Source organism: Nonomuraea sp. SYSU D8015, assembly GCF_008065375.1.
Taxonomy (GTDB): Bacteria; Actinomycetota; Actinomycetes; order Streptosporangiales; family Streptosporangiaceae; genus Nonomuraea.
Window position 1 is genome coordinate 181,142 of record NZ_VJYI01000023.1, and the last position, 9,962, is coordinate 191,103.

A 9,962-nucleotide genomic window follows, 5' to 3' on the forward strand; every position below is an offset into this window, starting at 1 on the left:
ATATGGCCGCCGACGGCACGTCGGACGCTGCTCGACCGCTTGAACGGCACTGCACAGTCAGGTGCCTTCGACAACACCACCTGTACCTATCTGGTCCAGGTGGCCAAAACCGGGCCGAACCGGCTGGGCGCTGACGAATACGAGCCGATGACGGGCGAGTGTTCTTTGGCCGATCCGATCACCGACCCGTTCGCCTCGCAACAAATGAACGTCTGCGCCTGCAGCGGTACAACCCGCTGTCACGACCGACCCTGACGGTCTGAGATGCAGTTCTCGCTGAACGCATCAATCGGCGCTGAAAGGAAAGCGGCGGGCAGCTGTATTGTGCAGGCTCTGAAACGGAAAGGTCATTCGGTGCAAAGAACTGCATCAATCGCTTCAAGAACGTCCTGTGAGCATTACGTGATCCGCGGCGGGCAAATCGGGCAAAGGTAGCCGTCTTAGCTTCATGGATGCCTCAGTGGATCGCACCGCGAATGGAGCGGCCATATTCCTGCGGCAATCAGAAGTGCCCTCGACCGATGTGCGAGGGTTTAGATCCAGAGAGGATTTTCATGAAACCGACGTTCAGCAAGTCGCTCGCGGCGGCCGGACGGTCATCACAATGATGATGCTTACCGGAGCCGCGCACGCCGCCGATACAGCCTACAATGCGAAGCCTCAGCAGCTCACGGCATTCCCGAGGAGTGGGTTGGAACCCAGCACAGTCGAGCGTGAGATCTGGCTCCGGGGAGATGCGGCCGGCTACGGGTGGTTCATTTACGTTCAGCCGAATGCCATCAGCTCCCGCAACAACTACACCGGGTTCCTCTCTGAGGTTACTTATAGGTGGATAGACAAGATCGTCCCCGGGGATGGATTCTACAGCCGCAGAGCCAGGCTTCTCCCGAGGAGCAATAACCGAAGTGCTGGACCGCGGACAGAGTGGAGGATCACCTGCACCTGGTCACTGTCCTCTGATGGCACCTACACGTGGAGGCCCGCGCTCGATCCGCACTTCTGATTTACAGCGTGAAAGGAACACACTTCTCCTCAGCAAGGAACCGTCCATGCCGAGGAGGAGATCCACAGATAGTTCCGATAGCCCAAAGGAAGGATTGTTGTCATGAAGACCACGAGAATGTTCGTCGTCGCGCTTGCGTTGACCGGAATGGCCTGGACGGCCAACGTGACGACCGCCAATGCCGCAACGGGATCTCTCATTCTGCACTTCCCTGACAGGCCCGACGCTGCTATTCCCAACCCCAGCGCGGGATGCTTCTCTCCGGAACCCACTTTCACCGGCGTCACGAACAGGACCGACGTCTCGGTCGCCGTCTACCAGCAGCCCGGTTGCAGCGGCACCGTCGTTCGGGTGGTCAAGCCCGGGACGGGCCCTGTGGACATAGGGCAGGGACGCAGCGTGAAGGTCCCGTCCTGAGCGACGAATCGAACAGCTGAAGACAGGTCGCCATCCGTCGCGCAGCCTGCGCAGGTCGTCCTCGCGACGGCCTGCGCGGGCCGTCTCGGCGGGCGCCATGAAGATGGCCGCTAAGTCTTTCCTTGAGCCCTGGGCCGAATTCGCAGGGCCAATGGGAAGTTGATGGATAATCACTCTGATGATTCAAGACAGGAGGGGGAATAATATGATTTCTCCTCTCGATCGCGCTTGTGCGCTCGGTATTGCATCGGTGTCGTTGGGGCTCGCGCTGGTGGCCTGTGGCGCGGCGAAAGATCTCGGCCAGGCCGCGAACCCGACCACCGCCGCCGAAGGAACGCCGAGCCCAACTGTAAAATCCACAGCGAAGTCGAGGTCGGATAATCGCCCGAGCAAGGCGCGGCTCATCAAGAGGATAAAAGCGGAGCTGGGTTCAGGAGTGCCGTCCAAGGTCGTGACATGCATGGCCGACGTTGTACTGATGTATGGCCGCAAAGCCGATGTCCAGCGCTACATTGCAGGAGCCATTGACAGTATCGACAGGATCAAGATGAGCGACGAGAAAGCGGTCGAGAAAGCTGGGTGGAGGTGCACCGAACTGGCGTGAGCGCAGCGCACTCTGCCCGACGCTCACGCGGCGCCGGCCTTCTCTCGCGAGTCACATCCGAGTGAGTGCCCGAGCGCCTGGCGCAAGGGTGGACAGGCGGGTGGACAGGCGGCGTTCACGACGCGCTCACTCGCTTGAGGCCGCGCTTTGGCCAGGAGCGGGCCAATGGCCGCATTCCGGCCAGGCCGACCTTGGCGTAGATCGCGGTGATCAGCGGGTGTGTGCCGCATGATCTGTCCGATCTCCTCCCGCGAGCCGTCGTCGGTGAGCATCGCGCTGGCCGCCGACGTCAAGATCGCCTTGGCGCTGGCGTGGTGTCTGTCCCCATGGCTCCAACCTGCCAGAACGTGGCTGGTGGTCGCGGACGGGCTCACTCCGGCTAGCGCGCTCGCAGCGGCCGCGCGTCGACGGCCCTGAGGGCCTCGCTGCGCAGCTCGAGGCCCTCGCCCCAGGCCAACCGCGCCAACTTCGTGCTCGTCGAGGGCGGCGCGCTGGCGTTCGACGAGCTGGAGGAGCGCGTCCGAGCCGTGGTCAAAGGCCGGTGGGCGACGTCCCCGGCGGTGGCGTGACAGCAGGTTTTGCCGGTGCGGACCAGCCGGTCCAGTTCGGCGGTGGCCTTGGCCAGTTTCAAGGCGCGTGCGGCGGCCGACCATCAGCATCGTGCGTGAGTCTCTTGCGCCGTCCGGCGATCTTCGCAGCGCCGTCATCGCATCGACGACCTGGGACACCTCCCCGCGCCGCCGTCGAAGGCCCGGTGGTAGATCGGAATGCCGCCGTTGCGGGTGACCGCGATCCCGGCCTGGACCTGCTTGAGGTCGGTGCGCCGGTCCTCGGAGTGACAGCGTTTGAAGGCCGGGTGGTCCCCATCGACCTGCTCGAACGCCCCGAACTCGATGATTCGCGCCCACCCCGGCCGATCCAACGATCTGCTCCGGTTCCGGCGCGATCGCATCATCCGGAGCCCGGGCGAACAGATTGTCGTTGAGCGGGCCGGGCACGATACCGAAGACCAGCTGCACGGCCCGGCCCTCCAGCGACCACAGCGGTTCAGGCGAGGTCAACCGGCGGCAGAACTCCGCGATCACCAGCAGGGCGCCCGACTGCCGACGCGAAAACCATCTGCGACACGATCTCAGCCCGCTCCCGGCGAGCCCGATGACGGGGTTGACTCAGAAGACCGCCCATACCCGGTCGCACGGGCCCGCCCGGCATTCATGACGGGAGCCGCAAAAACGATCTCGTGAAGAACAGGGGCCAGATTGTCAATATGGTGACTGACACAGGACGTAGGCGACGGTATGGCGAGGCTCTCCCGCTTGTGGCCTTGAGCCGGCCAGGCAAATGTAAGCGGTTGGTGGCCGCAGCTCGTGAGCTGGTGAATCGCCGGGGCGTCGCGCATACTCCGCCGGCCGACGTCGCACCTCGCCCCGACCTTCCGCCGTCCCGTTTTGCACACCTTTTCTCAAAAATCTCCGCAGTATCCTGATGGCGATCGGCACGTGTTGTCCGGCAAGACGTACAGATATAGGTCCCAATGAGCTGTAGGTTCTGCCACAATTTCACAACTATAGGTGATAGTATGAGGATTTCTGGCGTACCTGGCGCCTTCTGTCCGGCATTGCTCCAACGTGTTGACGGGCTGCACCATCATCTTATCGGAAGTCGGGCCGGGCTCGCCGCTCGCAAATACTGCGACCAACGCCACGGCTGATATCATCAATGCAATTATCAGTTTGCGGTCCATGACTCCCTTGACAAAAATGTGCAGATAGTTTCTTTGCCGAAGCATTTCAGCATCGGCCGTCTTCATATTGGCTTCAGTGGCTAAAAGGCGTCGGCGGGGTGGCTGCGGGAAAGGGCGGCCAGGTGCCGACTCGTAGCCACCTTTCACACCCGCACCATCTTGTCGGCGCTGCTCCGCCACCACCGAAAGAGAGGACAGGGCCCACAAAAGAGACTTAGCCACAAGTCGGACGCGACCCCAATTGTTGACACCATGGTCCTACTATGTTCACGTGACCAAAAGAACTGCGGTCATCGTGGCGGTAGCGCTGGCGGTGACGGCCTGCAGCGACGGGCATCGCCCTACCGCGCCACCCTCATTGACGTCCTCGTCGACATCCGGCCCGGTTGCCGACCCCCAGCCCACGCCGGTCGAGACCGCTCCCATACAGGACACACTGGGGCAGGCACGGGGAGCGTGGAAGGACACCGGGGTTTTTGGCGACGACCCGATCTACATGAGGAGCGTCGCGGCTCCGGGCCCCCGGGACGCCTGGGCGGTGGGATCCGCCGCTGATGAGTCCGCGGGCATCGTGAAGCATTGGGACGGCCGCCGATGGCGGTCGGTCAAGCCTCCGGGGAAGAATGGCCGGAACGGACTCGAGGTGGTATCCGCGCTGTCAAGCAGTGACGTGTGGGTGTTCGGCCAGGACGGGGACGTATGGCGGCGCGAGGGCGTCGGCTGGTCGCACAAGGGCCGTCCGGGCCGGATCGCCAATCTGAACGATGCCGTCGTGATCGGCCCACGTGAGGTGTGGGTGGCCGGACGCATGGATGACGAGAGCCAGAGTCCCGTGGTCGCGCGCTGGTCGGGTGCCTCGTGGGTGACCGTACCGGCTCCTTTCGCGGGCGAGGTGACGTCTCTGAGCGCCGATTCTCGCCGGCAGTTGTGGGCCATGGGCGTGGGGGCGGACAACGTCCCCGCCGTCGCGCGCTGGGACGGCGAGCGCTGGCAGGCTCTACCGCTGCCTGACCGGCTTCATTCGCAGCAGGTGACGTTGAAGCGAATCGTGGCGGCGTCGCCAGGAAAGGCGTGGATCGCGGGAGTCTTCCACATCCGGGACAGCAAGAGATACGAACCGGGCTTCGTCATGTACTGGAACGGGCGCGATTGGCAGTCGCTCGACGCTCCCTCGCCCGATGCCTTCCAGCCGCCCGGATCCGGGATTTACTCCGAATTCGGCACCATCGTGTCCGACGGCCGTGGCGGCCTCTGGCTCGGCGACGAGCACGGCCGCATCTGGCACTACGACGGTCGCAAGTGGTGGCCTGAAAAGACGCCGCCCGACACCAGCTGGTTCATCGCCAGCGACTTCGCCTCCATCCCGGGCAGCCGCCGGGCGATCGCGGTCGGCAGCCAACCGGAGGCCGAGGAGGACAGCGTGGGCTGGATCTGGCTGCGGCACCCGATTGCGGTCAATTGACCGCGCTGCGGCGACGGGCGGACGACGCGGTTCGAAGGCCTGGATGAAGGCCTTGGCCCGACTGCTGCGCGGCGAGCAGGGCATGCCAACCAAGAGATTGGCGGGCGAACATAGACGGCGATCAAGCCCCGACAGACCCCGAGCTGGCCTCGTGGGCGCTGTCGGTATCGCCGCGCACCAGCACCGCGGTGGCTCGGGCCAAAACAGCCCACTGCACCGCCTCGGCCACGGATGCGGCGCCCACCGCCAACAACACATCGCCCACGACTCGCTCGTCGGTGGGGTCCGGCATCGCCACGCTGCGCAGCTGAGCTGAGCGTGCCCCGGGCTGGCTACAAAGCCGCACTCCGTATCCGCCCAGCACGTTGACCAGGCGATCCAATCTGACCATGAGCACTTTCTGCCCCGTTTCGACGACGTACTGTATCCACCGGCTCGACGGCCGCGTCCGATCCGGGCCGAGCTGCGCCGGGCCGACAGCGCGTTTGGCTTGCCTTGATCACCAGCTCGCTCCCGCGTGAAGGCGGCTCCTGCGGTGAACCGGACGTAACCGTGCGTCTTCCCCACGCGGACAAGGGAAAGACGCACGGTTTCCGGCGGGGCCAGGCCCGGCGACATGACGCTCGACATCCGGCACCGGCCTCTCCTGCTCGTCGCGCCTGGCGGGCGGCAGGCTAGGCGGTTTCGGATCGGCGCTGGCAGCTGATGCACAGGCGGGCCAGCGGCCGGATCTTGAGCCGGTCGAACGGGATGCCCGCCTCACAGTGGCTGCAGCGGCCGTAGGTGCCGGCCGCCAGCCGGTCCAGGGCCTGGGTCAGCTCGGTGATGGCGCGGTGGGCGGCGGCCACGGACACGAGCAGCTCCTGCCAGGTGTCGTCGGCCCCGCTACCGTCGTGCGTCTCAGCCTGCAGGTCGCGCAGCTGGCGGGTGCGCCGCTCCAGCTGCTCTTGCAGGTCTTGACGCAGCGCCTGCAGCTGCACACTGCTGAGGTGAGGCGTGTGTCGAGTATCGGTCATGACGGGAAACCCCTTTTCCTCGAACGAGGGGAAAACTGGACAGCCGGCTCCGCCGATTCAGCCGCCGTGCGCGATGAGGCGCGCGGCCAGGCCCGGTTGCAGGCACAGCCGCATCAGGCCACGAAGGGTGGCGTGCTGCGGTTCGGGCGCCGCGCTGATCGGCATGCGCAGCGCGGCACGCAGCCGGTGCAGCAACTGCGCCTGCCGGGCGCCACCGCCGGTGACGATCAGGCCGTTGCCCCGCGCGGCCGGGCGAAGATGAGCGGGCAGGCGGCGTAGCAGGCCGGCCGTCATCTCCACGACGCTGTCCAGCGCGTAGGGCGGCAGACCGGCGCTGGTCGTGGCGCTCAGCTGGAGGGCTGCCGCGTCGCCGATGGCGCCGCTGCGGATGGCGGCGACCTCGACGATGCCGGCACCCACATCCAGCAGCAGACACGGCCGCGGGTCGGTGATGTCCAGGCCGGCGCCGACGGCCGCGGCCAGCGGCTCTTCCACCGGCATCACCGCGCACCCGGCCGCCTCTGCGACCGCGGTGTGCACCGCCCGGCGGTCACTGGGCGAGGCGGCCACGGGGACGCCGGTCAGCACCCGCTCCAGCGGCCGGCCGCCCGGCAGCTGGGCGTCCTGCAGGACGAGACGAACCAGGCGCAGGCACGCTCCCGGATCGGCGACCATACCGTGCCGGAGCGGCCACAGCGGCACTTCGGCGCCGGTCGCGGGAGAGCACGCGATGACCGTCGAGGGCCGGTCGGCGATGGCGAAGGCGCCCGACGACAGCGATCGGGTGCGCGCGGTGCCCAGATCGAGCGCCACATAGCGGCGGCGGACGAGACCCTCGTGGCTCTCGTGGCCCTCGTGGCCCTCTGCCCTTGCGGCTGCGACACCTCCAGACGTCGGTTTGTGGCGATGCTGGGTCGCGACGCGGTCACAGAGGCGGCTGGCCTGCTGTGCGGGGTTCATGCCGCCGCCTCATGACGGCGGGCATGCGCGCAGCCGTCGCAGGCGGTCCGATCCGGTGCCCGCAGCAGCTGATCGAAGGCCATGAAGCCACCGCAGCACTGGCAGATGCCGTACAACCCTCGCTCCATGCGTTCCAGCGCGGCCCAGATGGCCGCGATGCGCCCTCTCGCGACGCGCTGGAGGGCTGGATCGGTGGCCGGGCATGAATCGGCGGTGGCGAGTTGGTCGTGCAGCAGCTTGCGTAGTTCTTCCAGCTGGGCCATGTGCTGGGCGTAGTGCTGCAGGTGGGTGTGGACTGATCTGACGTCGGCCATGACGCTGATCGGCTCCTTGCTGTACGCGTAAGAAGAGGGGGCGCATCCCCGCATGCGGGGACAGCCCGGGCAACGTCTCCAGCGGTGCTCGCACGCCGGCGGGCATCCGGGCATGGACAGTCCGGCCTCGCGGCGCACCAACGACTGGGAGAGCGCAGATCGTGAAAAAGGAAGGAGTGGCGTCAGATCAGCGGCGGGCTGCGCGATCCCACGGTGCGGTGCCCGAACTGCTGGGGATCGCCGATCGCATCCCCGTCCGGGCCCGGTGCGGGCAGCAGCGCAAGGTGGGCGGCCTCGCCGTGCCGCATGGCGCGCAGCGGCGGCCACAGCGACAGCACATGGTGCTCGCGGACGCTTGAGGCCTGCGGCGGCAGGCTCGACAACGCGTCATCGGCGGCGTGTGCAGCCCACGTCTGGCTGGAGGTCAAGGCCTGCCGGGTGGCCGGATCGCCGCCGTACCAGCCGCAGGAGGCGCCGGCTATCAGCAGGGACAGCAGGACCAGGCCCATCACGCCGCGCAGCGCGAAAGAGCCTCGTGGTGTGCTCCACGGTCCCGCCATAAGGCCGACCATAGCCCAGACGGTGCGAAATGGCATACGAGCGCCGCTGCCACCCGCGCCGTCTGGGCGGTCACTGGTGGGAGCACCATGTGCGTACGGGATTGAGCACCGGTGTGAGATCGCCCGCTTGTGCGGCTTTCGTTCGGATGCTCAACTCTCAGATCGCGGGCGGGTTTCACCAGCACGCGGGCGCGATGAGTGACGAAAGCCCAGGCAGCGGGATGGTCCTGGGATGCGTTCATGACTCGACCAGGCCCGCGCGGATGGCGTGCCGGGTCAGTTCCACCCGCCGAGCGCCTTGGGCCGGGGCCCCTGCCCCATGGCATCAACGAACAGGACAAGCAGGAGGAAACCTCCGCTAGGCCGGGTCGCTCACCCGGCATGGCCAAGGCGTGAGTCATCGAGGTTGACATACAGTTTTAAGGCGGTTTGCCATATGCGGCTGAGCGCAGGGGCACACCCACCCCCGTGGAAAGCCTTCAACATGTGCACGTCTGGCCGCATTGCATCGAGCGCTGTGTGATAGTGGCCGGCCCGTTGAGGGCGTACGTGACAGATGCTAGAGGTCCTGGCCAGTGTCATGCCGCTCGCGGTCGCTGTGCGAGTTCGGCGATCTCGCGCCGAAGTTGGGCGATGTGGCTGTCGGTGCGGGCGATTTTGGCGCAGGCCGGATCACACCGGTCTAGCGACGGGGGGAGGCTGCGAGGCTTCCGTCGGATCTTCGTGATCTGGCACAGCGCTTTCGCGGGGTCGTTCTTGCAGGTCAGGAATGTCTCCGGATTGTCGCAGACGTTGAATTGCGGCTCGTCCAGGAGGGCCTCGGCCATCTTGTCGGAGAGGAACATCCCCTCGAACCGGACGCGGGCGTCCTGGGCGGCTTTGATCATCCGGCGGGCGGCCGGGCCGGAGACACCCTCCCCGTTGTTGATACGTTCGGAGAGGTCGTCGAGACCGCTTCATGGTGATGCTGCCGTCGGGGTCAGCGGGGATGCGCTCGGATGCCAGGTTGTGTCGTTCGGCCACCTGGTTGGCAAAGGAGATGAGCTTTTGGATGCGCCCGGCCGCGGCTGTGGTGGATAGCAGGTCCGACTCCCGTGCCGGCCGTGTGTGGCGTGGTTGGGTCAGATGCCAGGCCGGGTTGGCCGGGAACAGGTGCTCGCCTTCGGCAATCGACTCAAGGACACGGATAGCGCGGACGACCGGCATGATCACCGTCCAGGGCAGATCCCGAGGGAGTCCGTCAGGGACAGGGCGGCCGAGCTCATCCCGGACGCCTTCCAGGACGTTGCCGTAGATCTGGTAACGGACGGCCCGCTGGTCGCCGTCGTCGTCTGGTTCCGGGCAGCATCCGGCTTTCAGCCCGAGCACCTCGGCGGGTCTCATCCCCGACAAGTACCCGATCACGATCATCGAGGCCGTGGCCAGGCGCTGCATCAAGGCCAGCGCTTCGTAAAAGTCGATCTGGTCGCTCCACGGCTGGCCGTGCAGTAGCCCGCGCACCGGGGTGCGAAGCGGAGCCCGGTCGCTGAAGACAAGCTCAGGGCGGCAGTTGACCATTCGACTGACCTGCAGGGCGTTGGTTCCCAGAATCCCGGCCAGGTAGAGGCAGGCCGCGCTCTTCTGGCCCTTCATGGTCGTTCCGGGCAGGGGGCGGCCTTGAGCGATGCACTCTTGGAGAAACGCCCTCACCTTCGGTGTCGTCGCCGGCGTGTAGGTATCCAAGGCCTTCGTCAGCCCGTGGCGTTCACGCCACCCGGTTGCGTCCACGGGAGTGGTGTACGAGTTTGACCTGGTCACAGGCGTGGCGTCGTGAAATGGAGACGGCCATCGCGTGATCCTTTCGAGTAGCAAGATCAAGATTCGAAGGGAACCAGGCGATGGC

15 protein-coding genes are annotated in these 9,962 nt (G+C 66.1%); 7 read left to right on the plus strand and 8 right to left on the minus strand.

The window, feature by feature from the left end; all coding sequences use genetic code 11:
• Nucleotides 1-39 precede the first annotated feature (39 nt).
• The 5 genes from ID574_RS47850 to ID574_RS47870 all read left to right on the plus strand — a co-directional run bounded on the left by ID574_RS47850 (nt 40) and on the right by ID574_RS47870 (nt 2,441).
• Entirely contained in the window at nt 40-255 is a 216-nt protein-coding gene (locus ID574_RS47850; protein ID WP_188195725.1) for a hypothetical protein, read from the plus strand.
• 205 nt (nt 256-460) lie between these two features.
• Nucleotides 461-1,003 carry a hypothetical protein gene (locus ID574_RS47855; RefSeq protein WP_188195726.1) on the plus strand — a complete coding sequence of 181 codons (543 nt, stop codon included), beginning with the start codon at nt 461-463 and terminating at the stop codon, nt 1,001-1,003.
• A 102-nt stretch (nt 1,004-1,105) separates the two neighbouring features.
• Nucleotides 1,106-1,420, plus strand: a complete 315-nt coding sequence (locus tag ID574_RS47860) for a hypothetical protein (protein WP_188195727.1) — start codon at nt 1,106-1,108, stop codon at nt 1,418-1,420.
• Between the two features lie 178 nt (nt 1,421-1,598).
• On the plus strand, nt 1,599-2,024 hold the full coding sequence (locus ID574_RS47865; protein WP_188195728.1) for a hypothetical protein: 426 nt from the start codon (nt 1,599-1,601) through the stop codon (nt 2,022-2,024).
• Between the two features lie 228 nt (nt 2,025-2,252).
• Entirely contained in the window at nt 2,253-2,441 is a 189-nt protein-coding gene (locus ID574_RS47870) for a hypothetical protein (RefSeq protein WP_188195729.1), read from the plus strand.
• A 286-nt stretch (nt 2,442-2,727) separates the two neighbouring features.
• Here the strand turns inward: ID574_RS47870 and ID574_RS47875 are convergent, their stop codons facing one another.
• Entirely contained in the window at nt 2,728-2,946 is a 219-nt protein-coding gene (locus ID574_RS47875) for a hypothetical protein (protein ID WP_188195730.1), read from the minus strand.
• 540 nt (nt 2,947-3,486) lie between these two features.
• Nucleotides 3,487-3,990: a hypothetical protein gene (locus tag ID574_RS47880; protein WP_188195731.1), complete on the minus strand. Its 504-nt coding sequence runs from the start codon at nt 3,988-3,990 to the stop codon at nt 3,487-3,489.
• Nucleotides 3,991-4,039: 49 nt separating this feature from the next.
• Here ID574_RS47880 and ID574_RS47885 point away from each other — a divergent pair, with 49 nt between their 5' ends.
• Nucleotides 4,040-5,230: a WD40/YVTN/BNR-like repeat-containing protein gene (locus tag ID574_RS47885; RefSeq protein WP_188195732.1), complete on the plus strand. Its 1,191-nt coding sequence runs from the start codon at nt 4,040-4,042 to the stop codon at nt 5,228-5,230.
• 121 nt (nt 5,231-5,351) lie between these two features.
• On the opposite strand, the gene ID574_RS47890 is transcribed toward ID574_RS47885, so the two are convergent.
• The 6 genes from ID574_RS47890 to ID574_RS60880 all read right to left on the minus strand — a co-directional run bounded on the left by ID574_RS47890 (nt 5,352) and on the right by ID574_RS60880 (nt 8,967).
• The gene (locus ID574_RS47890) at nt 5,352-5,621 is read right to left on the minus strand and encodes a hypothetical protein (protein ID WP_223167816.1); all 270 of its coding nucleotides are present in this window, start codon (nt 5,619-5,621) and stop codon (nt 5,352-5,354) included.
• A gap of 283 nt (nt 5,622-5,904) precedes the next feature.
• Nucleotides 5,905-6,246, minus strand: a complete 342-nt coding sequence (locus tag ID574_RS47895; RefSeq protein WP_188195733.1) for a TraR/DksA family transcriptional regulator — start codon at nt 6,244-6,246, stop codon at nt 5,905-5,907.
• 57 nt (nt 6,247-6,303) lie between these two features.
• Nucleotides 6,304-7,206: a rod shape-determining protein gene (locus ID574_RS47900; RefSeq protein ID WP_188195734.1), complete on the minus strand. Its 903-nt coding sequence runs from the start codon at nt 7,204-7,206 to the stop codon at nt 6,304-6,306.
• On the minus strand, nt 7,203-7,520 hold the full coding sequence (locus ID574_RS47905; RefSeq protein WP_188195735.1) for an arginase family protein: 318 nt from the start codon (nt 7,518-7,520) through the stop codon (nt 7,203-7,205). The genes ID574_RS47900 and ID574_RS47905 overlap by 4 nt, the downstream gene beginning before the upstream one ends.
• A 182-nt stretch (nt 7,521-7,702) precedes the next feature.
• Nucleotides 7,703-8,080 carry a hypothetical protein gene (locus tag ID574_RS47910; RefSeq protein WP_188195736.1) on the minus strand — a complete coding sequence of 126 codons (378 nt, stop codon included), beginning with the start codon at nt 8,078-8,080 and terminating at the stop codon, nt 7,703-7,705.
• A 578-nt stretch (nt 8,081-8,658) separates the two neighbouring features.
• Nucleotides 8,659-8,967: a hypothetical protein gene (locus ID574_RS60880; protein WP_223167817.1), complete on the minus strand. Its 309-nt coding sequence runs from the start codon at nt 8,965-8,967 to the stop codon at nt 8,659-8,661.
• A 238-nt stretch (nt 8,968-9,205) separates the two neighbouring features.
• Between ID574_RS60880 and ID574_RS60885 the strand changes: the two genes are divergently transcribed.
• Nucleotides 9,206-9,571, plus strand: a complete 366-nt coding sequence (locus tag ID574_RS60885; protein WP_223167818.1) for a hypothetical protein — start codon at nt 9,206-9,208, stop codon at nt 9,569-9,571.
• The last annotated feature ends 391 nt before the right edge of the window (nt 9,572-9,962 follow it).

Excerpts from the sequence above, each read along its gene's own strand:
- ID574_RS47860 (WP_188195727.1), top strand. The coding sequence starts at position 1,106 with ATGAAGACCACGAGAATGTTCGTCGTCGCGCTTGCGTTGACCGGAATG.
- ID574_RS47865 (WP_188195728.1), top strand. The coding sequence starts at position 1,599 with ATGATTCAAGACAGGAGGGGGAATAATATGATTTCTCCTCTCGATCGC.
- ID574_RS47870 (WP_188195729.1), top strand. The coding sequence starts at position 2,253 with ATGATCTGTCCGATCTCCTCCCGCGAGCCGTCGTCGGTGAGCATCGCG.
- ID574_RS47890 (WP_223167816.1), bottom strand. The coding sequence starts at position 5,621 with ATGGTCAGATTGGATCGCCTGGTCAACGTGCTGGGCGGATACGGAGTG.
- ID574_RS47895 (WP_188195733.1), bottom strand. The coding sequence starts at position 6,246 with ATGACCGATACTCGACACACGCCTCACCTCAGCAGTGTGCAGCTGCAG.
- ID574_RS47900 (WP_188195734.1), bottom strand. The coding sequence starts at position 7,206 with ATGAACCCCGCACAGCAGGCCAGCCGCCTCTGTGACCGCGTCGCGACC.
- ID574_RS47905 (WP_188195735.1), bottom strand. The coding sequence starts at position 7,520 with ATGGCCGACGTCAGATCAGTCCACACCCACCTGCAGCACTACGCCCAG.
- ID574_RS47910 (WP_188195736.1), bottom strand. The coding sequence starts at position 8,080 with ATGGCGGGACCGTGGAGCACACCACGAGGCTCTTTCGCGCTGCGCGGC.
- ID574_RS60880 (WP_223167817.1), bottom strand. The coding sequence starts at position 8,967 with ATGATCAAAGCCGCCCAGGACGCCCGCGTCCGGTTCGAGGGGATGTTC.
- ID574_RS60885 (WP_223167818.1), top strand. The coding sequence starts at position 9,206 with ATGCCAGGCCGGGTTGGCCGGGAACAGGTGCTCGCCTTCGGCAATCGA.